Annotated in this window: 24 protein-coding genes; 11 read left to right on the top strand and 13 right to left on the bottom strand. The window is 63.5% G+C overall.

Annotated elements, in window-relative coordinates; all coding sequences use genetic code 11:
* The first annotated feature begins 69 nt into the window (after positions 1-69).
* Together PCE31107_RS07305 and PCE31107_RS07300 are read left to right on the top strand one after the other, a co-directional pair.
* Positions 70-567: a GNAT family N-acetyltransferase gene (locus tag PCE31107_RS07305; protein ID WP_150607410.1), complete on the top strand. Its 498-nt coding sequence runs from the start codon at positions 70-72 to the stop codon at positions 565-567.
* Positions 564-1,043: a GNAT family acetyltransferase gene (locus tag PCE31107_RS07300; protein ID WP_150607408.1), complete on the top strand. Its 480-nt coding sequence runs from the start codon at positions 564-566 to the stop codon at positions 1,041-1,043. Before PCE31107_RS07305 ends, PCE31107_RS07300 begins: the two co-directional genes overlap by 4 nt.
* Positions 1,044-1,161: 118 nt before the next feature.
* On the opposite strand, the gene PCE31107_RS07295 is transcribed toward PCE31107_RS07300, so the two are convergent.
* The 7 genes from PCE31107_RS07295 to PCE31107_RS07265 all read right to left on the bottom strand — a co-directional run bounded on the left by PCE31107_RS07295 (position 1,162) and on the right by PCE31107_RS07265 (position 8,357).
* Entirely contained in the window at positions 1,162-1,875 is a 714-nt protein-coding gene (locus PCE31107_RS07295; protein ID WP_017232794.1) for an ABC transporter ATP-binding protein, read from the bottom strand.
* Entirely contained in the window at positions 1,875-2,648 is a 774-nt protein-coding gene (locus PCE31107_RS07290; RefSeq protein WP_130026828.1) for an ABC transporter ATP-binding protein, read from the bottom strand. Before PCE31107_RS07290 ends, PCE31107_RS07295 begins: the two co-directional genes overlap by 1 nt.
* A 21-nt stretch (positions 2,649-2,669) precedes the next feature.
* A complete protein-coding gene (locus tag PCE31107_RS07285; RefSeq protein ID WP_174966572.1) occupies positions 2,670-3,806 on the bottom strand; it encodes an ABC transporter permease subunit in 1,137 nt (378 codons plus the stop codon).
* An 18-nt stretch (positions 3,807-3,824) separates the two neighbouring features.
* On the bottom strand, positions 3,825-4,775 hold the full coding sequence (locus tag PCE31107_RS07280; RefSeq protein ID WP_130026829.1) for a branched-chain amino acid ABC transporter permease: 951 nt from the start codon (positions 4,773-4,775) through the stop codon (positions 3,825-3,827).
* 212 nt (positions 4,776-4,987) lie between these two features.
* The gene (locus PCE31107_RS07275; protein ID WP_017232790.1) at positions 4,988-6,196 is read right to left on the bottom strand and encodes a branched-chain amino acid ABC transporter substrate-binding protein; all 1,209 of its coding nucleotides are present in this window, start codon (positions 6,194-6,196) and stop codon (positions 4,988-4,990) included.
* Between the two features lie 722 nt (positions 6,197-6,918).
* Positions 6,919-7,893 carry a 4-hydroxy-3-methylbut-2-enyl diphosphate reductase gene (gene ispH / locus PCE31107_RS07270; RefSeq protein ID WP_130026831.1) on the bottom strand — a complete coding sequence of 325 codons (975 nt, stop codon included), beginning with the start codon at positions 7,891-7,893 and terminating at the stop codon, positions 6,919-6,921.
* Between the two features lie 8 nt (positions 7,894-7,901).
* A complete protein-coding gene (locus tag PCE31107_RS07265) occupies positions 7,902-8,357 on the bottom strand; it encodes an FKBP-type peptidyl-prolyl cis-trans isomerase (RefSeq protein ID WP_130026832.1) in 456 nt (151 codons plus the stop codon).
* Between the two features lie 162 nt (positions 8,358-8,519).
* Between PCE31107_RS07265 and radC the strand changes: the two genes are divergently transcribed.
* The 4 genes from radC to nadB all read left to right on the top strand — a co-directional run bounded on the left by radC (position 8,520) and on the right by nadB (position 11,684).
* A complete protein-coding gene (radC, locus tag PCE31107_RS07260) occupies positions 8,520-9,194 on the top strand; it encodes a RadC family protein (RefSeq protein WP_130026833.1) in 675 nt (224 codons plus the stop codon).
* Between the two features lie 225 nt (positions 9,195-9,419).
* Entirely contained in the window at positions 9,420-9,653 is a 234-nt protein-coding gene (gene rpmB / locus PCE31107_RS07255; protein WP_017232786.1) for a 50S ribosomal protein L28, read from the top strand.
* Positions 9,654-9,669: 16 nt separating this feature from the next.
* Positions 9,670-9,837, top strand: a complete 168-nt coding sequence (gene rpmG, locus PCE31107_RS07250; protein WP_017232785.1) for a 50S ribosomal protein L33 — start codon at positions 9,670-9,672, stop codon at positions 9,835-9,837.
* 242 nt (positions 9,838-10,079) lie between these two features.
* Positions 10,080-11,684, top strand: a complete 1,605-nt coding sequence (nadB, locus tag PCE31107_RS07245) for an L-aspartate oxidase (protein ID WP_150607406.1) — start codon at positions 10,080-10,082, stop codon at positions 11,682-11,684.
* A 109-nt stretch (positions 11,685-11,793) separates the two neighbouring features.
* Here the strand turns inward: nadB and nadC are convergent, their stop codons facing one another.
* The 6 genes from nadC to purN form a co-directional block, all read right to left on the bottom strand.
* The gene (nadC, locus tag PCE31107_RS07240) at positions 11,794-12,681 is read right to left on the bottom strand and encodes a carboxylating nicotinate-nucleotide diphosphorylase (protein WP_130026835.1); all 888 of its coding nucleotides are present in this window, start codon (positions 12,679-12,681) and stop codon (positions 11,794-11,796) included.
* 14 nt (positions 12,682-12,695) lie between these two features.
* Positions 12,696-13,829, bottom strand: a complete 1,134-nt coding sequence (nadA, locus tag PCE31107_RS07235; RefSeq protein ID WP_150607404.1) for a quinolinate synthase NadA — start codon at positions 13,827-13,829, stop codon at positions 12,696-12,698.
* Positions 13,830-13,924: 95 nt separating this feature from the next.
* Complete coding sequence (locus PCE31107_RS07230) at positions 13,925-15,121, bottom strand: DesA family fatty acid desaturase (RefSeq protein WP_017232781.1); 1,197 nt, start codon at positions 15,119-15,121, stop codon at positions 13,925-13,927.
* Between the two features lie 313 nt (positions 15,122-15,434).
* A complete protein-coding gene (locus tag PCE31107_RS07225; protein ID WP_150607402.1) occupies positions 15,435-16,829 on the bottom strand; it encodes a mechanosensitive ion channel family protein in 1,395 nt (464 codons plus the stop codon).
* 46 nt (positions 16,830-16,875) lie between these two features.
* Positions 16,876-18,147, bottom strand: a complete 1,272-nt coding sequence (locus tag PCE31107_RS07220) for an RsmB/NOP family class I SAM-dependent RNA methyltransferase (RefSeq protein ID WP_150607652.1) — start codon at positions 18,145-18,147, stop codon at positions 16,876-16,878.
* 194 nt (positions 18,148-18,341) lie between these two features.
* The gene (purN, locus tag PCE31107_RS07215; protein WP_130026837.1) at positions 18,342-18,992 is read right to left on the bottom strand and encodes a phosphoribosylglycinamide formyltransferase; all 651 of its coding nucleotides are present in this window, start codon (positions 18,990-18,992) and stop codon (positions 18,342-18,344) included.
* Positions 18,993-19,230: 238 nt separating this feature from the next.
* Here purN and PCE31107_RS07210 point away from each other — a divergent pair, with 238 nt between their 5' ends.
* From PCE31107_RS07210 to PCE31107_RS07190, 5 genes are all read left to right on the top strand, one after another.
* Positions 19,231-20,223, top strand: a complete 993-nt coding sequence (locus PCE31107_RS07210; RefSeq protein WP_130026838.1) for a bifunctional riboflavin kinase/FAD synthetase — start codon at positions 19,231-19,233, stop codon at positions 20,221-20,223.
* Between the two features lie 159 nt (positions 20,224-20,382).
* Positions 20,383-23,220, top strand: a complete 2,838-nt coding sequence (ileS, locus tag PCE31107_RS07205) for an isoleucine--tRNA ligase (RefSeq protein ID WP_150607400.1) — start codon at positions 20,383-20,385, stop codon at positions 23,218-23,220.
* Positions 23,220-23,765: a signal peptidase II gene (lspA, locus tag PCE31107_RS07200; RefSeq protein WP_174966571.1), complete on the top strand. Its 546-nt coding sequence runs from the start codon at positions 23,220-23,222 to the stop codon at positions 23,763-23,765. The genes ileS and lspA overlap by 1 nt, the downstream gene beginning before the upstream one ends.
* Positions 23,766-23,841: 76 nt before the next feature.
* Positions 23,842-25,053, top strand: coding sequence for a bifunctional phosphopantothenoylcysteine decarboxylase/phosphopantothenate--cysteine ligase CoaBC (gene coaBC / locus PCE31107_RS07195; protein WP_150607398.1), 1,212 nt, complete (start codon positions 23,842-23,844; stop codon positions 25,051-25,053).
* A gap of 180 nt (positions 25,054-25,233) precedes the next feature.
* On the top strand, positions 25,234-26,454 hold the full coding sequence (locus tag PCE31107_RS07190) for an MFS transporter (protein WP_150607396.1): 1,221 nt from the start codon (positions 25,234-25,236) through the stop codon (positions 26,452-26,454).
* The last annotated feature ends 10 nt before the right edge of the window (positions 26,455-26,464 follow it).

Below are 26,464 nucleotides of genomic sequence, written 5' to 3'. Positions count from 1 at the left end.
GCGCGCCGCGACATGCCCGGCAATGGCGGGCGGCGCGGCGCTCACCCTACCGCACAGGAGGCACCCTCAATGAACGATCTGAGTCACGCGCACCCGACACCGCCCGCCGACGCCATCGTCGACATTTCGTCCGATCCGGCGCGGCTCGACATCGGCTTCATCCATCACGCGCTCGCGACGCAAACCTATTGGGCAAAGGACATCCCACGCGTGACGCTCATGCGCGCCATTGCGCACTCTCTGTGCTTCGGCGCCTACGCCACACAGGTCGAAGGCGGCGCGGCGCGTCAGGTGGGCTTCGCGCGCGTGATCACCGATCGTGCAACGTTCGCCTACCTGGCCGACGTGTTCGTTGATCCGTCGATGCGCGGGCTCGGCATCGGCAAGCGCCTATGCGAGAACGTGCTGGCGCATCCCGCCTTGCAAGGGTTGCGGCGTTTTCTGCTCGCCACCACCGACGCGGCGGGCCTTTATGCTCGCTACGGATTCGAACCGCTCGACCCGGTGAACAAGATGATGCAGATCCATCGCCCCGACATCTATACCGGTCAACAGGACGCGCCATGATCGCCCCGCCCGCCGACATTCACATCCGCGGCTTCGACGACGCCGACACCGATGCCGTGCTCGCTCTCTGGCGCGACGCGTTTCCCGAATACCTCTCGGCCGACAAACCGCACCGCGAGCCACGCCGCTCGATCGCGAACAAGGTCGCCATGCGCGACGGGTTGTTCTTCGTCGCCGTACGCGACAGGACCATCGTGGGCACGGTCATGGCGGGATATGACGGCCATCGCGGCTGGGTCTACTCCCTGGCGGTGGGGCGTGCGCTGCGACGTCGTGGCGTGGCCAGCGCCCTGCTTCGCCACGCCGAGCGCGCGCTGGCCGAGCGCGGCTGCCTCAAGCTCAACTTGCAAGTGCTCACGCAATCGCGCGATGCGCTGGCGTTCTACACCGCGCACGGCTATGCGGCCGACGATGTCGTGAGCCTCGGCAAACGCTTGCCGCTCGCGCCGGGCGCGGCCCCGTCGACATTGCTGTAGTCCGGTTCGACGGGACCGCGTTGCGCGCATGGCGCTCAACGAAAAGCACAAAGGGCGCCGGAGTTGCCTCCGGCGCCCTTCGATCGTCGTCCGGCTCACGCCGGACGCTCATGCTCGCTTATTCCCCCAGATACGCGGCGCGCACCTTCGGATCGTCGAGCATGTCTTTCGCATCACCGGTCATGGTCACCAGACCGCTGTCCATCACATAGGCGCGGTGCGCGGCCTGGAGCGCCAGGCGCGCGTTCTGCTCCACGAGCAGCACCGTCACCCCTTCGCCCGACACCGTACGCACCACCTCGAAGATCTTCTCCACCATGATCGGCGAGAGTCCCATCGACGGCTCGTCGAGCAGCAACAGCTTGGGCTGACTCATGAGCGCGCGCGCCATGGCAAGCATCTGCTGCTCGCCGCCCGACAACGTGCCGGCGAGCTGGTCACGACGCTCCTTGAGGCGCGGGAAGATGCCGAACATCTTGTCGACGTCCTGCTTGATCCCCGCGGTGTCGTTGCGCAGATACGCGCCCATCTGCATGTTCTCGAGAATGGTCATGCGCGTGAAGATACCGCGCCCTTCCGGCACCATCGCGAGCCCCCGCTTGAGCAGATCGAACGCCTTCACACCGCGAATCGACTTGCCCAGATACTCGATGTCGCCATCGGCCCAAGGCAGCAGACCTGTGATCGCCTTCATCGTGGTCGTCTTGCCTGCGCCGTTCGCGCCAATCAGCGTGACCAGTTCGCCCGGCTGGATGCTCAGGTCGATCCCCTTGACCGCCTTGATCCCGCCGTAAGCGACTTTCAGGCCCTTGATCGTCAACATTGCGCTCATCAATGGCCTCCCGAACCCAGATACGCTTCAATCACCGCCGGATTTTTCTGCACATCCTGCGGCAAACCCTCGGCAATCACCTTGCCGTAATCCAGCACCGTCATGCGGTTGCACAAGCCCATCACCAGCTTCACGTCGTGCTCGATGAGCAGGATCGTCTTGCCGTCGCTACGGATCTTGTCGAGCAAGCCGCGCAGCTCCACTTTCTCGGTCGCGTTCATGCCTGCGGCCGGCTCGTCGAGCGCGAGCAGCTTCGGGTCGGTCGCCAACGCACGCGCGATCTCCAGACGGCGCTGGTGGCCGTACGAGAGGTTCGCCGCCGTGTAGTTGGCATACTTCGCCACGCCCACATACTCAAGCAACTCCATCGCGCGATCGCGAATGGCACGCTCCTCGGCCTTCGCGCCCGGGTAACGGACGATCGCGCCGATCACGCCCATCTTCGTTCGCACATGGCGGCCGACCATCACGTTCTCGACCACGGTCATGCCGCCGAACAGACGGATGTTCTGGAATGTACGGGCAATCCCCGCCTTCGCCACTTCGTGCACGGCGGTCGGCTTGTAGGACGAACCGTCGAGCCTGAATTCGCCGGAGTCCGGCGTATAGAGGCCCGTGATCACGTTGAAGAACGTCGTCTTGCCGGCACCGTTCGGGCCGATCAGCCCGTAGATTTGCCCCGGCTTGATCTCCAGACCCACATCGGTGAGGGCCTGCAGACCGCCGAAGCGCTTGTTCACGCCCTTGACGGACAGAAGAATTTGTTCGCTCATAGTCAGGTCATCTCCCTCAACTTACAGTGTCCGTTCTTCTGGACGCGGCGACGGCCACAGGCCGGCCGGACGGTACAGCATGATCAGGATCATGGCCAGACCGTACAGCAACTGCCGGATCACTTCGGGATCGACGATGACGCTGCCAAACAGGCTCGTCTGCAACGGGCCCATGGTCGAGCGCAGCACTTCCGGGAACGCCGAGAGCAGGATACCGCCCAGGATCACGCCCGGAATGTGGCCCATGCCGCCGAGCACCACCATCGAGAGCACGATGATCGACTCCCAGAAGGTGAACGACTCGGGCGAGACGAAGCCCTGGAACGCCGAGAACATGCCGCCGGCCACACCACCGAACGACGCGCCCATGGCAAACGCGAGCAGCTTGATGTTGCGCGTGTTGATACCCATCGCCTTGGCGGCAACTTCGTCTTCACGGATGGCCACCCAGGCGCGTCCGATGCGCGAGTGCTGCAAACGCACGCAGACGAACGCGATCAACAGTGCCAGGAAGACGAACAGGTAGTAATACATGTACACCGAGGCGACCTGGATCCCGAAGAAGTTGTGCGCCTTCGAGAAATCGAAGCCGGCAAACGACGCGGGCTCGATGCCGGTGATCCCCTTCGGGCCGTTGGTGATGTTCACCGGCCGGTCCAGGTTGTTCATGAAGATACGGATGATCTCGCCGAAGCCCAGTGTCACGATGGCCAGATAGTCGCCGCGCAGACGCAGCGTCGGTGCACCCAGCAGAATACCGAACGTGGCGGCGACCGCCGCCCCGATCGGAATCGTGAACCATACCGGCACATGCAGCCCACCCGGGAACAGATGCGCGATCCACGCGAAGTGCAGCGTGAGGTGAGGCGAACTGAGGAAAGCGGTGACGTACGCACCCACGGCATAGAACGCGATGTAGCCCAGGTCGAGCAGGCCGGCGAAGCCCACCACGATGTTCAGGCCCAGCGCGAGCATGATGTAGAGCAGCGCGAAGTCGAGCACGCGCACCCAGTAATTGCCGCCGGCGTAGCCGACGAGCACCGGCGCGACAATCGCCGCGATGAGGAAGAACGCGAGGCCGCGATAGGCCTTGCGCGTGGCCGCCGCCGCAGAGATCTGCGTGGCCTCGCCAGTGGAGGTTTGCACGGGTTGATTCATGATGTCGTCTCTCCCCGCTTATGCACGATCCGCCACGCGCTCGCCGAGCAAACCACTCGGACGGAACACGAGCACCGCAATCAGGACAACGAAAGCGAACACGTCCTGATAGTTACTGCCGAACACACCACCGGTCAGATCCCCGATGTACCCCGCGCCCAGCGCTTCGATCAGGCCGAGCAACACACCGCCGACCATCGCGCCCTGCAGGTTGCCGATACCGCCCAGCACCGCCGCCGTGAACGCTTTCATCCCGGGAATGAAGCCCATGTAGAAGTGCACGTTGCCGTAGTTCGACGCCATCATTACGCCCGCGAGCGCCGCGAGTCCACCGCCCAGCGCGAACGTTGCGGAGATCACGAAGTTCGGGTTCACGCCCATGAGGCCGGCGACGTTGCGATTTTCCGCGGTGGCCCGCATGGCGCGGCCGAGCTTGGTGCGGTTCACGAGCTGCGTGAGACCGAACATCACGAGGAAGGCAACGACCACGATCACGACACCCGTGCCGTTGGTCACGGCGCCGATTTGGTCGCCGTGTTGCGGAATCACGGTCATGGCGTCGGTCGGCAGCAGTTGCGGGAACGAGAGCGGGTTGCGCGACCAGATCAGCATGGCGATCGTCTGCAAGAGCAGCGACACACCGATCGCGGTGATCAGCGGCGCCAGACGCGGCGCGTTGCGCAACGGCCGGTAGGCCACGCGCTCGATCACGAAGTTGGTCAAGGCACACACGGGCATACACACGAGCGTGGCAATGGCCAGCATGAGCGCCGGGTTCATGTCCGGCGCGATTTTCAACAAGAGATTGATGGTGGATAGCGCGACCATCGCGCCGATCATCATCACATCGGCGTGGGCGAAATTAATGATGCCCAAAATGCCATAGACCATCGTATAGCCCAGTGCAATGATCGCGTAGACGCTACCAAGCACGAGGCCGTTCAAGATTTGTTGGATAAAGATATCCATGAAGCTAACTCCTTGTCCCGAGAACGGGCTCTCGACACGCTTGCCCGATCGGGCGCGCGAGGGGGTCGAGAGAATTGCGGGTAATGAGGCGTAATCCTGTGTCAGGAGGGGGGGCCGTGCCCGTCATGCAGGCACGGCGTATTTCCGCAGAGAGAGAAACGGCACCGAACGGGTAGGCAGCGGTGCCGTTTCATGGCGCAAATGCCTTAGAGTTACATCTTCACCACGTCAAGCACGCTCTTCTTTTTGTCCTTGTAGTTGTAGAGCGTGATGACCGGTTCCTTCATGTCGCCCTTGCTGTCGAAGGCGATGTGGCCGATAACACCCTTGTAGTCGGTGGCCGGCATGGCCGCCAGGATCTTGGCCGGATCGGTCGAGTTGGCACGCTTCATGGCGTCGATGATCACGTTGACGGCGTCATACGTGAACGGGGCGTAGATCTGGATCGGCTGGTTGAAACGGGCTTCATAACGCTTCGAGAAGTCCGCACCGCCTTCCATCTTCGACAGCGCCATACCCGCTTCCGAGCAGACGATGTTGTCGATCGCGTCGCCGGCCAGTTCGGCCACCTTGTCGGTACACACGCCGTCGCCGGCCAGCACCTTGGCACCAATGCCCAGTTCCTTCGACTGCTTGGCGAACGGGCCGCCGGTCGCGTCCATACCGCCGTACATGATGATGTCCGGACGCTCGCCCTTGATCTTCGTCAGAATCGCGCGGAAGTCCGTGGCCTTGTCGTTGGTCGCGTCGTGCGAGAGCACCTTCAGGCCATTGGCCTTCGCGGTCTTCTCGAACTCGTCGGCCAAGCCCTTGCCGTAGGCCGTTGCGTCATCGACGATGGCCACCGACTTGGCGCCCAATGCCTTGGTCGCATAGTTGGCCAGTGCCGGGCCCTGCTGAGCGTCGGTAGCCACCACACGATAGGCCGTCTTGAAGCCCTGCTGGGTGTAGGCCGGGTTAGTGGCCGACGGGGAGATCTGCACGATGCCAGCATCGCTATAGATCTTCGAGGCCGGGATCGTGGTGCCCGAATTCAAGTGGCCCACCACGGCAACGACCTTCTCGTCGACGAGCTTCTGGGCGACCTGCGTTGCGGTCTTCGGATCGGCCGCGTCATCTTCAGCCAGCAGTTCGAGCTTGACCGGCTTGCCGTCGATGGTCAGGCCCGCCTTGTTGGCTTCTTCGATAGCGAGGCGTGCACCATTTTCGTTATCTTTGCCCAAGTGGGCAATTTGGCCCGTCAGCGGCGCAACGTGACCAATTTTAACTACAACCGCATCGCCGCCCCCGCTGGCGGCAGTCGTCGCGGCGGGCGCCGAAGCGGCGCCCGAATCGGCCTGCTTTTCTTCCTTCTGACCGCATGCCGCCAACAGCGTCACTGCGGCAACGACGGGCAGTACCTTCGCGAACTTGAGTTGCATGTGATTATCTCCAGATTGTCGGCGGATGAATAACGCCAGTAACGCCAATTCAACGTTTCGTATGCGAAACGCGCGCATTGTAACTCCATTCTTTGCGGATGCGATGCTCGCCGCCACAGGGTTTTCCATAATGGAGGCCTAAGGTTTTATACCGACTTGTGCAACCCGATTTTTTCAAAAGCGCAACCCCGGATTGGTTAAAGGTTTTACACACCGTGCCCACCGGCGCGGGTAACGTCATGGTGCAACCGATGCACCAGTCATGGGCTCGGACACAGCAATAACTAGATATGCAAGTTGCATGCCCGCGCGATCTGGAGTGCTTGATCTAATTAAGTGAATAAATAAATAATTGATTTTCTCGAAACCGAATGCTAATTGCCCAACCAATTCTGTATTCGCTGAATTGCGAGTCAAGTCGACGAGTTTTATCTAACAAGACGCCAAATTGATAAAATAAGTCGCGCGGATTATCCGCGAAATTCAATTTGATTTTGCACAGATACCGCATGGCGAATCCCGAGCGCGATCTGCGATTCGGTGAGCGACGCGGTGCTTGCGTCAGGGAGGGTCGACGTGCGGGGTCGTGGGGAATCCGGCGCGGGGGGGGGGCGAGGCGCAGGAAGGAGGCACAAAAAAACCGGGGCCACGCAATATGGCACCCGGTTTGTCAGCCATGCGGGGTTACCGCTGGCCGATCGGCATTGTTGCGACGACGGCGCTTAGCCGGCCGTCACCGGCACAAGGCCCTTGGGAAGGGGGAACGCAATATTTTCTTCCACGCCATCGAGCACTTTGACCTGGTTGACACCCAGCTCACGCAAACGCGAAACGATCGATTGCGCCAGCACTTCCGGGGCTGACGCCCCCGCCGTCACGCCAATCCGGCGTTTGCCGTCGAACCACTCCGGCTTGAGTTGCTCCGGGGCATCGATCATGTAGGCGGGTACGCCCATCTTCTCGGCCACTTCGCGCAGGCGATTGGAGTTGGAACTGTTCGGGCTACCGACGACCACGACCACGTCGCACTGCGGTGCCATGAACTTCACGGCATCCTGGCGATTCTGCGTCGCGTAGCAGATATCCTGCTTCTTCGGCTCGGTAATCGAAGGGAAACGCCGCTTGAGTGCATTGATCACCTCAGCGGCGTCGTCGACGGATAGCGTCGTCTGCGTCACATAGGCGAGCTTGCTCTCATCGGCGACCTGGAGCGCCAGCACGTCGTCGATCGTCTCGACGAGGAACATGCCCTCGCCCGACTGCCCCATCGTGCCCTCCACTTCCGGGTGACCCTTGTGGCCGATCATGATGATCTCGAGCCCTTGGCTACGCATCTTCGCGACTTCGACGTGCACCTTGGTGACGAGCGGGCAGGTCGCATCGAAGATGCGCAGGCCGCGCGCTTCCGCCTCGGCCCGTACGGCCTGCGACACACCATGGGCGCTGAAAATCAACGTGTTGCCCGCCGGCACGTCGGTCAGCGCCTCGACGAAAATCGCGCCCTGCTTACGCAGGTTGTCAACGACATAGGCGTTGTGCACGATCTCGTGGCGCACGTAAATCGGCGCGCCGTACATCGCGAGCGCGCGCTCGACAATCTCGATCGCGCGGTCGACGCCCGCGCAAAAACCGCGCGGCTGGGCCAGAAGAATTTCCGCATCCGACAGGGTCGGTGCTACGACTTGGGTGGCGCTCATTTCGATTCCTACAGAATGCCGATAATCTGGACTTCGAACACGATCGGCTGGCCGGCCAGCGGATGGTTGAAGTCGAACAAGGCCCAGCCGTCGCCCAACTCTCGCAGGATGCCCGCATAGCGGCCGCCGCTCGGCGCGTTGAACTCGACCAGATCGCCAACGTTATAGGCTTCGCCAAAATTGCTGTTTTCCTGCAACGTCTTCATCGAAACGCGTTGCAGCAGCTCCGGGTTGCGCGGGCCGAACGCCTGCTCCGGCGCCAGTTCGGTCCGGCGGCGCTCCCCTACCGTCATCCCCAGCAGCGACTGCTCCAACGTCGGCGCCATCTGGCCGCCACCGAGTTGCAGCGTCGCCGGCGTACCTTCAAAAGTGTTGACAATGTCCGCGCCGTCGGGGGCGGCGATCCGGTAGTGGAGCGTCAGATAGGAATCGTCTTGAACCACAGGGGTTACGGCAGAACTCATGGGGGTCTCACAGCAAGGTCAAGCTAATATTGTAAAGGACGGCGCGTTGCGCGTCCGGCTCCCCATCAAAGCAGCCCCGATTTTTTCCTGTCGACGGCATCGTTTGTGATATTCGTGGCACCCGCGATCATGCGCGCGATCGTGTCCCTCCCTGGAGTCGTCATGTCCATCGCTCAATGGCCGCTCGCCGAGCGTCCCCGTGAAAAAATGCTGGCCCGCGGTGCCGGTGCGCTGTCCGATGCCGAGTTGCTCGCCATCCTGTTGCGGACGGGCTCGCACGGGCGCAATGCCGTCGATCTCGGCCGAGATTTGCTGGCACGGAGCGGATCGCTCACCCGGCTGCTCGCCACGCCCTTCGAGACGCTGCGCCAAATTCCCGGCCTGGGTCAGGCCAAAGTCCTGCAATTTCAGGCCGCCCTCGAAGTGGCGCGCCGCATGTTGGGAGAGGGCATGCAGTCCGGCAATCTGCTCGATTCCCCGGCCCGCGTGCATGACTATCTGCGCCTCACGCTGCAGGATCGGTCGCGCGAGCGCTTCGCCTGCCTCTTTCTCGACGCCGCGCATCGGCTGATCAGCACGCGCGTCATGTTCGAGGGAACGCTCACCCAGACCTGCGCCTATCCGCGCGAGATCGTGCGCGCCGCGCTCGACGTTCACGCGGCGGCCGTCATCGTCGCGCACAATCATCCGTCCGGCGTTCCAACCCCGAGTGCGGCCGATCTGGCGCTCACACGCCAGTTGGGCGACGCGCTGGCGCTGCTGGAAATCCGGCTGCTCGACCACTTCATCGTGGCCGGAACCCGCGTGTATTCACTCGCGGAGAACGGCGAGCTGTGACACCCCACAACAACATCTGCACAGAATTTTGGCAGTTGGGTCGCGTTCGCGCAGCGCTTGCGCTATAATCCGTCCCTTCCCGAATCTCCGACAGACGTTTCCCGCCAGGGACTCGCATCCTGCATCGCGAAAGCGATTGATTTGTCTGGGATTTTTGTGGTATCATCGCGGTCTGTCTTTTCGACTCACCTTTTTTTACACAGAATTCTGGGTTAGGAGTGCTTCATGGCACGCGTATGTCAAGTGACCGGGAAAGCGCCGATGGTCGGCAATAACGTTTCCCACGCCAACAACAAAACCAAGCGTCGTTTTCTTCCGAACTTGCAAAATCGCCGGTTCTGGGTTGAGACCGAAAACCGCTTTGTGCGCCTGCGCATTTCGAAGGCCGGCCTGCGCCTGATCGACAAGAACGGCATCGACGCCGTTCTGGCGGACCTGCGTTCGCGCAACGCCATCTAAGTTTTAGGAGATCATCATGGCAAAAGGCGCTCGCGACAAGATCAAGCTGGAATCGACCGCTGGCACGGGTCATTTCTACACGACCACCAAGAACAAGCGTACCCATCCGGAAAAGATGGAAATCAGCAAGTTCGATCCGGTGGCTCGTAAGCATGTGGCTTACAAGGAAACCAAGATCAAATAAGATCAACAGGTTTTCTCGCAGCGGTTCGCTGCTGCGTTCGATACCCCGCCTCAGGCGGGGTTTTTCGTTTGGGTGTCCCGAAATTCGCAACGCTACGCTATGCGTAGTCACGCAACACAGAATTTCTCCGATGTGCGCATAGGGTCATGTGTCGCGCGCGTATTGACTCGCTATACTGGCTCATTTCCCATCACGAGAATCGCACCACGCCCGTGGCGTCGATTCCAGAGAGCGCGCGTATCATGAATTTCGATGTCGTCATCGTCGGCAGTGGGCTCGCCGGCCAGTCCGTCGCCCTGCACCTGGCCCAAACCTGCCGCGTAGCGCTGGTCGCCAAACGCCCAATGCCCGAGGGGGCGAGCGACTGGGCACAGGGCGGCATCGCCGCCGTGCTCGACTCGACCGATAGCGTCGACGAGCATGTTGCGGACACCCTCATCGCCGGCGCCGACCTGTGCGACGAAGCCGCGACGCGATTCATCGTCGAACACAGCCGCGAAGCCATCGAATGGCTCATCGCGCAAGGCGTGCCGTTCACCCGCGACGACGCCGCCGAACTCGGCTTCCATCTGACGCGCGAAGGTGGCCATAGCCACCGCCGCATCATTCATGCCGCCGACGCCACCGGGCACGCCGTGATCGCCACGCTCACCGAACGCGTGCGCCAGCATCCGAATATCACCGTCTTCGAGCATCACTTCGCGGTCGATCTGATCACCTCCGACCGCGCCGATGCGGCACCGACGGCTGGGCGTCATTGCCAAGGCCTTTACGTGCAGGATCTCGGCACCGGCGAGGTCCACGCCATGACGGCGCGGCACACGGTGCTGGCCACGGGCGGCGCGGGCAAGGTGTATCTCTACACGACCAATCCCGACACCGCGACCGGCGACGGCATCGCGATGGCATGGCGTGCCGGTTGCCGTATCGCGAACATGGAGTTCATCCAGTTCCACCCGACCTGTCTTTATCATCCATACGCCAAGTCGTTCCTGATCACGGAAGCCGTGCGCGGTGAAGGCGGACGCCTGGTGTTGCCCGACGGCACTCGCTTCATGCCGCAGCACGATCCGCGCGCCGAGCTGGCACCGCGCGACATCGTGGCCCGCGCCATCGACTTCGAGATGAAGAGGCACGGTCTGGACTGCGTGTATCTCGACATCAGCCACCAAAGCCCCGAATTCCTGCACGAGCACTTCCCCACGATTCTGGCGCGCTGCGCCGAACTGGGTATCGACATCACCAAGCAACCGATTCCGGTGGTACCGGCAGCGCACTATACGTGCGGCGGTATCGTCACCGACATGCGCGGCCGCACGGACCTGCCAGGACTCCATGCCGTCGGCGAAGCCACCTACACCGGCCTGCACGGGGCCAACCGTCTTGCCAGCAACTCGCTGCTGGAATGCCTGGTACTCGGCAAGGCGACTGCCGAGGATATTCAACGAGACGAAGCAACGCCGCCGCCGGCAGAAGACGTCCCGGCGTGGGATGAAAGCCGTGTCTCGGATGCCGACGAAGAAGTGGTGGTCGCGCATAACTGGGACGAATTGCGCCGCATGATGTGGAACTACGTCGGCATTGTGCGCACGACCAAGCGCCTGGAGCGGGCGCAGCATCGTATCGCCCTGCTGCGCGAGGAAATTGCCGAGTACTACGCAAACTTCCGCGTAAGCCGCGATCTGTTGGAGTTGCGCAACCTGGTCGACGTGGCGTCGTTGATCGTTGACAGTGCCCTGTCGCGCCACGAGAGTCGCGGCCTGCACTTCTCGCGAGACTTCCCCGACACCCTGCCGAAAGCCTTGCCGACAGTGCTTTCGCCCGTGTTACCGCGTCGCGCACGCTGATCGATCGGCCACTGATCGACGCACACAGCCGCACCGACAAAAACAAAAAAGGCCGCAGAGGGTCACCCTGCGGCCTTCGATCTTGCAGCACGTCAAGCGCGGACGGCGCTTACCCCACCGTCTCCAGAATCCGCATCGAAAAATCGGTCGCGCGAACATCCTTGGTCAGTGCACCGACGGAAATCCGATCGACGCCCGTTTCCGCAATCGCTCGCAGCGTTTCGAGATGGATCCCGCCCGAAGCCTCGAGCACGGCGCGACCATCCGTGACGCGTGCCGCCTCGCGCATCATTTCCAAGGTGAAGTTGTCGAGCAGGATCGAGGTTGCGCCGCATTCCAGCGCCGTTTCCAACTCTTCGAGCGACTCCACCTCGATCTGCACCGGCGCACCGTCGGCCAGACGGTCGGCGTTCGCCAGTACCTGCCGAATGCCGCCGGCCGCTGCGATGTGGTTTTCCTTGATGAGAATGCCATCGTAGAGCGCCAGGCGTTGATTCGCCCCGCCGCCCACGCGCACGGCGAACTTCTGCGCGAGACGCAGGCCCGGCAATGTCTTGCGCGTGTCGAGCACCCGCGCCTTCGTGCCCTCGACGATATCCGAATAACGACGCACCGCTGTCGCCACGCCGGAAAGCAATTGCAGGAAGTTCATCGAAGTGCGCTCACCCGTGAGCAGCGCGCGCGCCGGGCCGTGGATATCGCACACCGCCGAGTCGGGCGTCATGCGCTCGCCTTCCCGGTAGTGCCACTGCACACGCACCGAGGCATCAACCCCTTGCATGCAGCGCTCAAACCAACGCACGCCGCACAGCACTGCCGACTCACGCACGATGATGCGCGCGTGCGCCATTTCCTCGGACGGTACAAGCAAGCCGGTCAAATCGCCGGCGCCGATGTCTTCGGCGAGCGCGTCGCGTACGTTGCGCGCGAGCGCCGCCTCGAGCGGCTCGCCGAACGCGGCGAAATCGGGCGAGAGCGCCTCGTCGGTACTCAACATTTTGGATGACGTCATCATGCGGGGCCCACGCCGGCAAACAGCGCACCATCGCGCGCGAAATCGCCACTGGCGCGGACGTTCTGCTTGCGCGCCTCGGCGAACTTCAACATTCGGTCGATACAGGTGTGGGCGCGGCGGCCGATCTCCGCATCCACGTGAATCTCATTGCGCCCGGACGCCAGTACGTCGGCCAGATTCTGCAAACTGTTCATCGCCATCCACGGGCAGTGCGCGCAACTCTTGCACGTGGCACTGTTGCCGGCCGTCGGCGCTTCGATGAAACGCTTGCCCGGCGCCGCAGCGCGCATCTTGTGCAGAATACCGTTGTCGGTCGCCACGATGAATTCGGTTGCCGACATCGTCTGGGCGGCCGTGATCATCTGCGACGTCGAACCCACCACATCGGCCTGCTCGACCACCGAGGCGGGCGACTCCGGATGCACCAACACCTTGGCGTTCGGAAATTCGCGACGCAGCACTTCCAGCTCGGTCCCCTTGAATTCGTCGTGCACCAGGCAAGCGCCCTGCCACAAGAGCATGTCGGCACCCGTCTGCTTCTGGACGTAACTGCCCAGATGGCGATCCGGCGCCCAGAGAATTTTCTTCCCCTGCGCGTGCAGATGCGCCACGATTTCCAGCCCGATCGACGACGTCACCATCCAGTCGGCTCGCGCCTTCACGGCAGCACTGGTATTCGCATACACGACGACCGTTCGGTCGGGATGCGCATCACAGAATGCAGCGAACTCATCGGCGGGACAGCCGAGATCGAGCGAGCAGGTCGCATCGAGATCGGGCATCAGAATGCGTTTTTCGGGGCTCAGAATCTTCGAGGTCTCGCCCATGAAACGCACGCCGGCCACCACCAGCGTCTTGGCGGAATGGTCTCGGCCGAAACGGGCCATTTCGAGCGAGTCGGCCACACAACCGCCCGTCTCTTCGGCGAGATCCTGCAAGTCGGCGTCGACGTAGTAATGGGCCACCAGCACAGCATTCTGCTCTACGAGCAGGCGCTTGATTCGGGCCTTGAGGGCTGCGCGTTCTACTTGCGATGGCGCATCCGGGACCCGTGCCCACGCATGGGCAACACACGTGGCGCCGCTCGGTGCGGGGCGCTCGAATTCTACGGATTTGATTGAGGCGTTCATTTTCACGTGGCCCGCAGGGGGGACCGGGAATGACAAAACCCCGCCTTGGCGGGGTTTTGATTATGCGTCAAAAACGAATTTCTGGCTGAGCCCGTTCATGCGTAACGGCGCAGACGGGTCGCAAACTCCTGCAGCGCGTGAATACCGCTCTGCTCGGCGCGATGGCACCAGTTTTGCAACTGGCCCAGGAGCTGTTCGCGCGATGCATTCGAGCGCTCCCAGATGCCGGCCAGTTCACGACGCAGTTCGTAATACGTCTTGACGGCATTGCTGTGCGCGAAGATCTCACCCAACTGCTGCTTCTGCGGCTCTTGCAGCGAGGCTTCGTCGTGATGCAGCCACTTGCTCGCGCCACGCAGCAACTGATACTCGCCAAGCTGACGCTTTTCCTTGAAGCGCGCCAGTTCCTGACCGTAGGCACGCTTGAATGTCTTGGCGTATCGCTCCATCACTTCGTAGCGGTTCGAGAGCACGGCCTGCAGGGTGTCATCGTCGCACGCCGCCTTGTTCTTCGCGAGCTTCGGCGTCGGCGCGATCTTCTTCACCTTGGCCAAGCCCAGCGCCGACAACACGCGGATATAGAGCCAGCCGATGTCGAATTCGTACCACTTGTTCGAGAGCTTGGCCGACGTCGCGTACGTGTGGTGATTGTTGTGCAGTTCCTCACCGCCGATGATGATGCCCCACGGCAGCAGGTTGGTCGACGCGTCCGCGCAATTGAAGTTGCGGTAACCCCAATAGTGGCCCAGACCGTTGACCACGCCGGCCGCCCAGAACGGAATCCACACCATCTGCACGGCCCACACCGTCAGGCCAACCGCGCCGAACAGGGCGATGTCGATGATCATCATGAAGCTCACACCCAGAATCGGATAGCGCTTGTAGAGATGATTCTCGATCCAGTCGTTCGGCGTGCCGTGGCTGAACTTGCGCAGCGTTTCTTCGTTCTTCGCTTCGGCGCGATAGAGTTCAGCGCCTTCGGCCAGCACTTTCCACAGACCGCGCGTTTGCGGGCTGTGCGGATCTTCCGGCGTTTCGCACTTGGCGTGGTGCTTGCGGTGAATGGCAGCCCACTCGCTGGTGACCATGCCAGTGGTCATCCACAGCCAGAAACGGAAGAAATGGGCGACGATCGGATGCACGTCGAGCGCGCGGTGCGCCTGGCAACGGTGCAGGTAGATCGTCACGCCCGCGATCGTCACATGGGTGACGATCAACGTGAACAAGGTGATCTTCCAGCCGCTCCAGTCGAGCAGGCCGGTCGAGATGAATCCAAGGAGACTGTCCAGCAAAATATCACTCCAAACTAATCAATACGGTAGCAATCACGGCATCGCTGCCGTGTCTTGTCTTGTCGGGCCGATAAGGCATCGATGGCCGTCGCGTCAGGTCTCGTTCTTGAGCTCGCTTGACGCTTGGATTCGCTGAAGATCGGCAAGTTGCTGAATGCCGGGGCGAGATGGGCGGAAAACGTGCCAGTGAACGTCGGGTTTTTATGGTTTGGCAAGCATTTTACCTGACGGACTGACGCCCGTGTGTAACGTCCCCGCCACGCATTTTGTCGCAGGTCAACCCGCTGCCCCGGGGAAAAGCATCAATTCCGGGCTATGCGGGCCGCTTGACGCCGTCTTCGGCCTGCTGTGGCGCGAGTTCAGACGATTCTGCCGGCAACGCCAGCGGATGCGCACCGCCGACCGACATGCCCTCGGTCCAATCATTCAGAATGCGTATTTCGCGCTGCGCATACGGAATTTCAATACCGTGCTCGCGAAATGTGCGCCAAATCCGCAAATTGATCTCGGAACGAATCGCGCCACTGCCCTGAGCCGGATCTTGCACCCAGAAGCCCATTTCGAGATCCATCCCATCCGCGCCGAAGTTCAACAACAATGCCGAAGGCGCCGGATCGGCCAACACGCGGGGAATGCCCACGGCCGCCTTGAGCATCAGCGACATCGCCAGTTCGACATCGGCACTGTAAGCCACCTGCACGTTGACCTTGGCGCGCCCGCGGGTCTCGGTAAAGGAGTGATTCTGGACGACGTTCGTCACCAGTTGCTCGTTCGGCACCAGGGCTTCGACGCCGTCCAGCCCCCGAACGACCGTATAGCGCGTATTGATCTGCGAAACAGTACCGTGGTACGGGCTGACGGTAATGAGGTCGCCAATGCGCACGGAGCGGTCGAGCAAGATGATGAAGCCCGACACGAGATTCGACGCGATCTTCTGCAAACCGAAGCCCAGCCCCACGCCGAGCGCGCCGCCGAACACCCCGAGCACCGTAATGTCGATGCCGACGAACGACAGCGTCGTGAGCACCGCGATCAGCGTCAGCACGCCCTTGACCAGCCGCGAGAGCACCACCTTCAGATTGCCGTCGAGCGTGGCCGTGCGCATGATCCGGTCTTCGATCAGCGCCCCCACCCACATCGCCAGCACGAGCGTCACGCCGATCCAGAGCAGGCCGGAGAGGATCGAGAGCAACGTCAGATGGCTCGCCCCCACGGCGAAGCGCACGCTGGCGAGCCACTTCAGAATGTCGTCGTGGACACCGAGCACGTACGCCAGCATCGACAGCCAGGCGAGCGTCGTGATAACGCGCTCGAAGACTTTCAGCAGCCCCGACGCGTGGGGAGAAGAGGCGAACAACCGGCGCGCGAGATAGAACGCCAGGTAGATGAGCGCAGTGCCGAAGAGCGGCACCTCCGCGAGCATGAGCAGCGAGACGTGCGTGTAGTCCTGAAGCACCACGCGCGTGAGCGCCACGCAGATCCAGCCGAAGATCGGAAAGAAGGCGCGGCGCAGGCTCGACGACCCCGCCCGGCGCGCCGGCGCGACACGCTCGAAATGACGGTCGAGCCGGCCGATCATCCAGCGCCGCAGCACGAAGGCGACGACGAGCGCCCCCGCGAGCGCCACGACCTGCCAGACGATCTGCGGTTCGCCGACGTCACGCACGACGTCCCGCACCAATCTCGCGAAAGCCGGACTTTCCTGCATCGCTCTCTCTCTTCTTGTTTTTGGTTAGCCGACGCCGAGCACGGCGTTACGCCGGACGTCGCTCGAACACGGCGGCGAAAAAGCCGTCGGTCGCGTGGCGGTTCGGCAGCAATTCGAGATACTCGCCCGTGTCGATGTCGATTTTCTGCGCCGCCAGCAACGCATTCGCCGGTAACAGCGTGAAATCCGGATGTGCGGCGGCAAACGCCTCGGCGATGGCACCGTTTTCTTCGCTCAGCAGGCTGCACGTAGCGTACACGAGACGGCCGCCCGGCTTCACCAGACGTGCTGCGCTCGCGAGGATCGACGCCTGCTTTTGCGTGAGTTCCGCGACCGACTGTGGCGACTGACGCCATTTCAGATCCGGATTGCGACGCAGCGTGCCAAGCCCACTGCAAGGGGCGTCGACCAGCACGCGGTCGATCTTGCCCGCCAGACGCTTGATCTTGCTGTCGTTCTCACTGTCGATCATGACCGGATAGACGTTCGACAGGCCGCTGCGCGCCAGACGCGGCTTCAGCTTCGCCAGACGCTTTTCCGAGATGTCGAACGCGTAAAGGCGGCCCGTCGAACGCATCTGCGCGCCGATGGCGAGCGTCTTGCCGCCGGCCCCGGCGCAGAAGTCGACGATCATCTCCCCGCGACGCGGCGCGACCAATTGGCACAGCAACTGGCTTCCCTCGTCCTGGACTTCGATCGCACCGGAGACGAACAGCGGATGCTTTTGCAGTGCAGGCTTGCCGGACAGACGAATGCCGTTGGGCGCGAACGGCGTCGGTTCGGCCGAAAAGCCGTCCGCACGCAGTTGCGCGAGCACATCGTCCCGGTTCGCCTTGACCACGTTCACGCGGCAGTCGAGCGGCGCGGGCTGGTTGAGGACGGCGGCGAGCGCTTCGAGCTCAGTGCCGTCGAATCGCTTGGCCAGACGCTCGTAGAGCCATTCCGGCAAATTGGTGCGCACGCGTGCAGACAGGCTTGCCGGGTCGATCTGACCGACATGCTCGAGCCACGAGACTTCATCGGGCGTTGCCACCAGTTGCACCGACGCCAGACCGCGCGTGAACGCCAGCCCGAGCAGTGCCAGGCGTCGCTCCAGCGGCCCGGAGCCACTGCCTGCGTGCTGACCGAATTCGAGCTTGCGGCGCAGAATGGCGAAGACCGTTTCCGCCAGCACACCGCGCTCGCGGTGGCCCAGCTTGGCGTTGGCGCGGAAGTATGTGCTCACGAGCGTATCGGCCGGGCCGCTGAACGTCAGCACGCTGCCGAGCAGGCGTTGCGTGTGTTCGAAGAGTGCGGGCGACAGGTGCTCGCCGCGCATGCGGGCCGTCTCGGCGGGCGGCGCCTCCGGGCGGCGATCGTTGCGTGAACGGTCGTAGCGGTCAGGGCGGACATATCGCTCCTGACGCTCTCCCGCCTGCCCGCCCTTTGACGGCTGACGGGTATCGGTGGATCGGCCACCGGCGCGATGACCGGATTGATTGGCGCCATCGCGGCGCTGTGTCGGGCGGGTGCTCATGCGTCCTCACCAAAAAGCCATTGCGGATCGGGCGTGCCGTCGGCCCCGGGCGTGATCGTCACGCGGCCATCGGCCACGACCAGACGATCTTCCACGAACCAGCGCACGGCGCGCGGATAAATGATGTGTTCGAGCGGCAGAATGCGCTCGGCCAGCGTCTCGGGGGTGTCTCCTGTGCGCACCGGCAAGGCCGCCTGCAGAATGTACGGGCCGTGATCGAGCTCGGCCGTGACGAAATGCACGGTTGCACCGACGACCTTGCACCCGGCGTCGAGCGCACGGGCGTGCGTTTGCAGACCCGGGAAAGCAGGCAACAGCGACGGGTGAATGTTCAGGAGTCGGCCGGCGTAGTGCTCGGTAAAGGCCGGCGTGAGAATGCGCATGAAGCCGGCGAGCACCACCACATCGGGCTGATGGCGATCGATCTCGGCGGCAAGTTCGGCGTCGAACGCCTCGCGCGTCTTGCCCTGGCTGGGCACCACGGCCGTTGCGATGCCGTTTTCCTGGGCGAATGCCAGGCCTTCGGCGTCGGCGCGATTGGTGATGATGGCCGCCACGCGGGCCGGCCAGCCTTCTGCGGTACAGGCACGGACGATGGCCTGCATGTTGCTGCCTCGTCCGGAAATCAGGATGACAATGTTCTTCATCGCAGGATTTTATCATTGGTGCGACGCACCAGACACGTGGCATTGACCGCGTCGTACGCCGCGATGGCCGCGAAGCGTTTATAATTCAACGTTCTGCGGCGCCGCAATGTCGGAACGGCCGTCCTGCGCCGCCCTGGGCCCGCCCCGTCGCCGCAGGCCGGTGGGTCTTCGCAACCGCGCCGCGCGGGATTATCCACCAACGCTCAACTCGACGTCCTGACCTGACGCTTCCATTATCGTGCGAGTCTTCCGGGGTCTACCCAACGCGCAGAGCAAAGCGCCCTGCGTGCTGACGATCGGCAATTTCGACGGCGTGCACCTGGGCCACCAGGCGCTGCTCGCCCGCGTTCGCGCCTCGGCGGCCGCACGCGGCCTGCCGGTTTGTGTGATGACGTTCGAGCCGCATCCCCGCGAGTATTTCATGCCCGACCGGGCGCCCGCGCGCATTTCCAACCTGCGCGACAAGTTCGAGGCGCTTCGCTCGCATGGGGTCGACCGACTGGTGGTGGAACACTTCAACGCCCATTTCGCCGGCCAGTCGCCTGAAGACTTCGTGCGCAACATCATCGTCGACGGGTTGCACACCCGCTGGCTGCTCGTGGGCGACGACTTCCGCTTCGGCGCGAAACGCGCGGGCGACATCGAATATTTGCGCGATGCCGGCCGTCGCTTCGATTTCGTCGTCGAACAAATGCCGACCATCGCGCACGACGGCGTGCGGATCTCCAGTTCCGAAGTGCGCACGGCGCTCGCCGACGGCAATTTCGAGCGCGCCCATGCGCTGCTCGGCCGTCCGTACGCGATCACGGGCCATGTCGTGCATGGCATGAAGCTCGGCCGCAAGCTGGGCTTCCCAACGCTCAATCTGCGCATCGCCCACAAGCATCCGGCGCTCACGGGAATTTTCGTCGTGCAGGTGCATGGCCTGGCGGACCGACCGCTGCCCGCCGTGGCCAGCCTGGGTTGGCGCCCGACGGTGGACGATTCCGGGCGCGTGCTGCTCGAAGTCCACCTGCTCGATTTCGACGGCGATTGTTATGGCAAGCTGGTGCGTGTGGAATTCCTGCAGAAGCTGCGTGACGAAGCCAAATTCGACGGGCTGGCCGAACTGGAAGCCGCCATCGCGCAGGACACGCGCGAGGCGCGCGCCTACTTCGCGCATGCGCTGGATGCCAACAGCCCAAGCGCACGACGCGACTTTGCCACCTCGGCCACCGACCGAATTAGTTGATCTTCGCCCGCGTGCGCCGGCGCCCAGCGCCTCGCGCGCGGCCCGCCGCCGCCACTGGCACCTGCCCGGGCGTTGCCGCTTCCGGCCCACAAGGCCCGCCTGCAACGCCAACGGCGCGAGCGCCCTACACCCGACATTCCAAATTCGTAGCGAAGCCCCATGAGCGAAAAGAAAGCCCCGAGCAAATATCCCGTCAACCTGCTGGACACGCCGTTCCCGATGCGCGGCGACCTGCCCAAGCGCGAGCCTCAGTGGGTCAAGCAATGGCAGGACAAGAAGATCTACGACAAGATCCGCCGCGCAAGCAAAGGCCGTCCGAAGTTCATCCTGCATGACGGCCCGCCTTATGCCAACGGTGACATCCACCTCGGCCACGCGGTCAACAAGATCCTCAAGGACATGATCGTCAAGGCACGCAGCCTGGCGGGCTTCGACGCCGCCTATGTGCCGGGCTGGGATTGCCACGGCATGCCGATCGAAATCCAGATCGAAAAGCAGTTCGGCAAGCACCTGCCGGTGCGCGAGGTGCAGGAAAAGGCGCGCGCCTACGCGGCGGAACAGATCGAACGCCAGAAGCCCAACTTCAAACGTCTGGGCGTGCTCGGCGACTGGGACAACCCGTATAAGACCATGAACTTCTCGAACGAAGCGAACGAGCTTCGTGCGCTCGCGAAGATCATGGAGAACGGCTACGTCTACCGTGGTCTGAAGCCGGTGAACTGGTGCTTCGACTGCGGATCCGCACTCGCCGAAGCGGAAGTCGAGTACAAGGACAAGACCGATCTGGCCATCGATGTCGGCTTTGCCTTCGCCGAGCCGGAGAAAGTCGCGAAGGCCTTCGGCCTGCCGAAGTTGCCGCGCGATGACGGCCACATCGTCATCTGGACGACCACCCCGTGGACGATCCCGTCGAACCAGGCGCTCAATGTTCACCCGGAAGTCGAATACGCGCTGGTCTCGACCGAGCGCGGTCTGTTGATTCTGGCAAGCGAACGCGTTGAAGACTGCCTGAAGACTTACGGCCTGCACGGCGACATCATCGCGCGTACGAAGGGCGAAGCGCTCTCGCTGATCCGCTTCCGTCACCCCTTGTCGACGGCCGACGCCGGCTACGAGCGCACCTCGCCGGTCTATCTCGGCGACTACGTGACGACCGAGACGGGGACGGGCATCGTCCACTCGGCCCCCGCCTATGGCGTGGAAGACTTCGTGTCGTGCAAGGCGCATGGCATGTCCGACGCGGATATCCGCATGCCGGTGCTGGGCGACGGACACTATCAGGACAGCCTGCCGCTGTTCGGCGGCCAGTCGATCTGGGACGCCAACCCGCAGATCGTCGAAGCGCTGCGCGAAGCCGGTACGCTGTTCCACTCGTTCAAGTACACGCACAGCTACATGCACTGCTGGCGCCACAAGTCCCCGATCATCTACCGCGCGACCAACCAGTGGTTCGCCGGCATGGACGTGAAGCCGGTCGACGGCGCGCCGGGCGGCGGCAAGACCTTGCGCGAGATCGCGCTCGCCGGCATCGAAGCCACCGAGTTCTTCCCGGCGTGGGGCAAGCAGCGTCTGCACAACATGATCGCGCACCGCCCGGACTGGACGCTCTCCCGCCAGCGCCAATGGGGCGTGCCGATGGCCTTCTTCGTGCACAGGGAAACCGGCGCGCTGCATCCGCGCACCCCGGAACTGCTCGAAGCCGTGGCCAAGCGCGTGGAAACCGAAGGCATCGAAGCGTGGCAAACGCTCGACCCGGTGGAGCTGCTCGGTGACGAGGCCAAGGATTACGTGAAGAATCGCGACACGCTCGACGTGTGGTTCGACTCGGGCACGACGCACTGGCATGTGCTGCGCGGCTCGCACGCGCATGAGCTGGGCTTCCCGGCCGACCTGTATCTGGAAGGCTCGGATCAGCACCGCGGCTGGTTCCATTCGTCGCTGCTCACGGCCTCGATGATCGACGGCCGCCCGCCGTACAAGGCGCTGCTCACGCACGGCTTTACGGTCGACGGTCAAGGCCGCAAGATGTCGAAATCGATCGGCAACACGATTCTGCCGCAAGACGTCGCAGACAAGCTCGGTGCCGAAATCATCCGCCTGTGGGTGGCGTCGACCGATTACTCGGGCGAGCTGTCGATCTCGGACGAAATCCTCAAGCGCGTGACCGAAGGGTATCGCCGTATTCGTAACACGCTGCGCTTCCTGCTCTCGAATCTGGCCGATTACGACCACGCGAAGCACGCGCTGCCGGCCGACCAATGGCTGGAAATCGACCGCTACGCCGTGGCATTGGCCCAGTCGCTGCAAACCGAAGTGCTCGGCCACTACGACCGCTACGAGTTCCATCCGGTCGTGGCCAAGCTCCAGACGTTCTGCTCCGAGGACCTCGGCGGCTTCTACCTCGACATTCTGAAGGATCGTCTGTACACGAGCGCGCCGGACTCGCCGGCCCGCCGCGCCGCCCAGAACGCCCTGTACCACATCACGCATGGCCTGCTCAAGCTCATGGCCCCGTTCCTGTCGTTCACGGCCGAAGAAGCATGGCAGGTGTTCCAGCCGGGCAATGACACGATCTTCACGGAGACGTACTACGCTTATCCGGACGTCGCGGAAGGCTCGCGTCTGCTTGAGAAGTGGTACCTCCTGCGCACGGTGCGCGGCGACGTCACCAAGGCGCTCGAAGAGGCACGCGCGGCGGAGCAGATCGGTTCGTCGCTGCAGGCCGAAGTCGACGTGCGCGTCTCGGGGCGCAAGTACGAGGTGCTGGCGAGCCTCGGCGACGACCTGCGCTTCGTGCTGATCACGTCGGCGGCGGCCGTCACCCAGGTGGCGACCGAAGCCGATGAAGGCGTGATGGTCACGCCGTCCTCGCACCAGAAGTGCGAGCGTTGCTGGCACTATCGTGAAGACGTGGGCGCAGACGCGGCCCATCCCACCCTTTGTGGCCGCTGCGTGTCGAATCTGTTCGGCAGCGGCGAACACCGGAGCGCGGCATAATGGCAAGCAAGGCAGGCACCCGTACGGGCGCACGACGCAGCAATGGCAATGGGGGCGCGCGCGGCGGCGCCGCTTTTGGCTTGGCCCCGTGGCTTGGAGTCGCGGTCATCGCGATCCTGGTCGATCAGGTCACCAAGCTGACGATTCTGAAGACGTTCCAGTACGGCGAGTTTCATCCGCTGACGTCGTTCTTCAATCTGGTGCTGGTGTACAACAAGGGCGCGGCGTTCAGCTTCCTGGCAGCCGCAGGCGGTTGGCAGCGCTGGTTCTTCACGCTGCTCGGCCTGGTGGCGGCGACCGTGATCATCTTCCTGCTCAAGCGCCATAACGGCCAGAAGATGTTCTGCCTGTCGCTCTCGCTGATTCTGGGCGGCGCGCTGGGCAACGTGATCGATCGCGTGATCTACGGCCACGTGATCGACTTTCTGGACTTTCACGTCGGCGGCTGGCATTGGCCGGCGTTCAACATGGCCGACTCGGCCATTTGCGTGGGCGCCGTACTGCTGGTGATCGACGAGCTGCGACGCGTGCGGCGCGGCAAATAGCGCACCGCGGATCGAGGCAAAACACCGTCGCGGCGCCCAGGAGGCGCCGCGCAGCACTTTGGAGGAGGCACTCCCTATGGATCGCGGTGAACTTGCGGGCAAGACCATCGTTCTCGGCCTGACCGGCGGCATTGCCTGCTACAAGTCGGCCGAACTCACCCGGTTGCTCATCAAGGCCGGTGCGACGGTGCAGGTCGTGATGACCGAGGCCGCCACGCAATTCATCACCCCGCTCACGATGCAGGCGCTCTCGGGCCGCCCGGTCTTCACCAGTCAGTGGGATGGCCGCATCGACAACAACATGGCGCACATCGACCTCTCGCGCGAGGCCGACGCCATTCTCATCGCCCCGGCCTCCACCGACTTTCTCGCCAAGCTCGCGCACGGCATGGCGGACGATCTGCTGTCCACGCTGTGCGTGGCCCGCGATTGCCCGCTGCTGGTGGCGCCCGCGATGAACCGTCAGATGTGGGCCAACCCGGCCACTCAGCGCAATGCGGCGACGCTGCGCGGCGATGGCATCGCGATCCTCGGCCCCGGCAGCGGCGAGCAGGCCTGCGGCGAAATCGGCGACGGGCGGATGCTCGAACCGGAGGACCTGTTCGAGGCGCTTGCCAGCTTCTTCCAGCCCAAGCGACTCGCCGGGCGCCGCGTGCTTATTACCGCCGGCCCGACTTTCGAGCCCATCGACCCGGTTCGCGGCCTGACCAACCTGTCCAGCGGCAAGATGGGCTTCGCGCTCGCGCGTGCCGCGGCGCAGGCCGGTGCGGAGGTGCATCTGATCGCCGGCCCGTGTGCGCTGGCGACGCCCTACGGCGTCACGCGCCGCAACGTCCAGACGGCGCAGCAAATGTACGACGCCGTGATGTCCGACATCTCGCACAACGACATCTTCATCGCGGTGGCCGCCGTAGCCGATTGGCGCGTGCGCGATGTGGCCCGCGACAAGATCAAGAAGGCGGGCGACGCCGATGTGCCGACGCTCGAATTCGTGCAGAACCCCGACATCCTCGCGGCCGTCGCGCAGTTGCCGACGCCGCCCTACTGCGTGGGGTTCGCGGCCGAGTCGGGCGATCTGGAGACGCATGGCGCCCAGAAGCGCAAACGCAAGCAGGTGCCGTTGCTCGTCGGCAATCTCGGGCCGGCCACGTTCGGGCAGGACGACAATGAGGTCATCCTGTTCGACGAGGCCGGGCAGCAACACCTGCCGCGTGCCGACAAGGCGTCGCTCGCCCAACGCCTGATCGCCGAAATCGCCGCCCGGCTTCCCTCGCGCGTGCCGGGCTGACGAACGTCTGCGCCATGCCGCGCGCCGCACACCGTCTCATCGGTGTCTCGTCTGTCATCGTCGTTGTCCGGCGACGCTGACAGACTGGCGGCAACGCTCGACGTCACGGCCTCAGCGCTGCGGCCCTTCGGCCCTTCCGCCGTCGACCCTCGAAGGCCATCGCAAACAATAACAAGTCAAATGACGCAACCTCCTACCTCCGCGCGGCCCGCCGTCAGTGTCTACGGGACCCTGGGCATGCTCGCCGCAATCATGTTCTTCGGTTTCATGACGATCGGCATGCCGTTGCCCGTACTGCCGGTCTACGTGCACGAAACGCTCGGCTACGGCGCCTTCGTGGTGGGCGTGACCATCGGCATCCAGTCGGTCGTCACATTGCTGCTGCGCTCCTACGCCGGACGCACCGTCGACACCCGCGGCCCGCGCCGCGCCGTGCTGACCGGCCTGTGCGGCTGCGGCGCGGCGGGCGTGCTCTATCTGGCCGCGTCGATGGTGCCGCACCCGGCACTTGCGCTGGGCATTCTCATCGCGGGACGCGTTGTGCTCGGCTTCGGCGAAAGCTTGATCCTGACCGGCGGCATGTCGTGGGGCATCGGCCTGCTCGGCGCCGCCCACGCCAGCAAGGCGATTTCGTGGCAAGGCGTGTCGATGTACACGGCGATCGCCATCGGTGCGCCGTTCGGGGCCTACCTGCTGCAATCGGCGGGCTTTACGGCGGTCTCGCTGGTGAACATCGCGCTGCCCGCCATCGCCTTCGCGATCGCGCTGCGTCTACCGGCAGCCGCGCCCATTGGCGGGAGTCGCCTGCCGTTCTTGCGAGTGGTGGGGCTGGTATGGCGCCCGGGACTGGCCATGACGCTGGGCAGCATCGGCTATGCCGTCATTGCCGCGTTCATCACGCTTTACTATGCGAGCCACGGCTGGTCGGGTGCCGCTTTCGCGCTCACGCTCTACAGTGCGTGTTTTATCGGCATGCGGATCGTGCTCGCGCACGCCGTCGATCGATTCGGCGGACGCCGAGTGGCCATGGCCTCGCTCGTGTTCAGCGCCATCGGCCAGTTCCTGCTGTGGGGCGCGGTGAACCCGGATATGGCCCTCGTGGGCGCCGGACTCACCGGCGTGGGCTTCTCGCTGGTCTTCCCGGCCCTCGGCGTGGAGGCGCTGCGTCAGGTCCCGCCGCAAAACCGCGGCGCGGCGCTGGCGGCGTACTCGGCATTCTTCGATCTGGCGCTCGGCCTGATCGGTCCGATGGCCGGACTCGTCGCCAACTATTTTGGCTACGCCTCGATCTTTTTGTGCGGTGCCCTCGGTGGCATCGTGGCGATTCTCATGATTGCGCGCCTGCCGCACGCAGGCCCGGTCGCGACTCCGGCGGATTCGTCCGCCGGCAGCGGCCACTGATTTCGCATCA

The sequence above is a fragment of the Pandoraea cepalis genome (assembly GCF_902459625.1).
GTDB lineage: Bacteria > Pseudomonadota > Gammaproteobacteria > Burkholderiales > Burkholderiaceae > Pandoraea > Pandoraea cepalis.
Note: the sequence above shows the minus strand (reverse complement) of the source record. Positions and strands in the feature narration are given on the sequence as shown.

Excerpts from the sequence above, each read along its gene's own strand:
- PCE31107_RS07305 (WP_150607410.1), top strand. The coding sequence starts at position 70 with ATGAACGATCTGAGTCACGCGCACCCGACACCGCCCGCCGACGCCATC.
- PCE31107_RS07300 (WP_150607408.1), top strand. The coding sequence starts at position 564 with ATGATCGCCCCGCCCGCCGACATTCACATCCGCGGCTTCGACGACGCC.
- PCE31107_RS07295 (WP_017232794.1), bottom strand. The coding sequence starts at position 1,875 with ATGAGCGCAATGTTGACGATCAAGGGCCTGAAAGTCGCTTACGGCGGG.
- PCE31107_RS07290 (WP_130026828.1), bottom strand. The coding sequence starts at position 2,648 with ATGAGCGAACAAATTCTTCTGTCCGTCAAGGGCGTGAACAAGCGCTTC.
- PCE31107_RS07285 (WP_174966572.1), bottom strand. The coding sequence starts at position 3,806 with ATGAATCAACCCGTGCAAACCTCCACTGGCGAGGCCACGCAGATCTCT.
- PCE31107_RS07280 (WP_130026829.1), bottom strand. The coding sequence starts at position 4,775 with ATGGATATCTTTATCCAACAAATCTTGAACGGCCTCGTGCTTGGTAGC.
- PCE31107_RS07275 (WP_017232790.1), bottom strand. The coding sequence starts at position 6,196 with ATGCAACTCAAGTTCGCGAAGGTACTGCCCGTCGTTGCCGCAGTGACG.
- ispH (WP_130026831.1), bottom strand. The coding sequence starts at position 7,893 with ATGAGCGCCACCCAAGTCGTAGCACCGACCCTGTCGGATGCGGAAATT.
- PCE31107_RS07265 (WP_130026832.1), bottom strand. The coding sequence starts at position 8,357 with ATGAGTTCTGCCGTAACCCCTGTGGTTCAAGACGATTCCTATCTGACG.
- radC (WP_130026833.1), top strand. The coding sequence starts at position 8,520 with ATGTCCATCGCTCAATGGCCGCTCGCCGAGCGTCCCCGTGAAAAAATG.
- rpmB (WP_017232786.1), top strand. The coding sequence starts at position 9,420 with ATGGCACGCGTATGTCAAGTGACCGGGAAAGCGCCGATGGTCGGCAAT.
- rpmG (WP_017232785.1), top strand. The coding sequence starts at position 9,670 with ATGGCAAAAGGCGCTCGCGACAAGATCAAGCTGGAATCGACCGCTGGC.
- nadB (WP_150607406.1), top strand. The coding sequence starts at position 10,080 with ATGAATTTCGATGTCGTCATCGTCGGCAGTGGGCTCGCCGGCCAGTCC.
- nadC (WP_130026835.1), bottom strand. The coding sequence starts at position 12,681 with ATGTTGAGTACCGACGAGGCGCTCTCGCCCGATTTCGCCGCGTTCGGC.
- nadA (WP_150607404.1), bottom strand. The coding sequence starts at position 13,829 with ATGAACGCCTCAATCAAATCCGTAGAATTCGAGCGCCCCGCACCGAGC.
- PCE31107_RS07225 (WP_150607402.1), bottom strand. The coding sequence starts at position 16,829 with ATGCAGGAAAGTCCGGCTTTCGCGAGATTGGTGCGGGACGTCGTGCGT.
- PCE31107_RS07220 (WP_150607652.1), bottom strand. The coding sequence starts at position 18,147 with ATGCGCGGCGAGCACCTGTCGCCCGCACTCTTCGAACACACGCAACGC.
- purN (WP_130026837.1), bottom strand. The coding sequence starts at position 18,992 with ATGAAGAACATTGTCATCCTGATTTCCGGACGAGGCAGCAACATGCAG.
- ileS (WP_150607400.1), top strand. The coding sequence starts at position 20,383 with ATGAGCGAAAAGAAAGCCCCGAGCAAATATCCCGTCAACCTGCTGGAC.
- lspA (WP_174966571.1), top strand. The coding sequence starts at position 23,220 with ATGGCAAGCAAGGCAGGCACCCGTACGGGCGCACGACGCAGCAATGGC.
- coaBC (WP_150607398.1), top strand. The coding sequence starts at position 23,842 with ATGGATCGCGGTGAACTTGCGGGCAAGACCATCGTTCTCGGCCTGACC.
- PCE31107_RS07190 (WP_150607396.1), top strand. The coding sequence starts at position 25,234 with ATGACGCAACCTCCTACCTCCGCGCGGCCCGCCGTCAGTGTCTACGGG.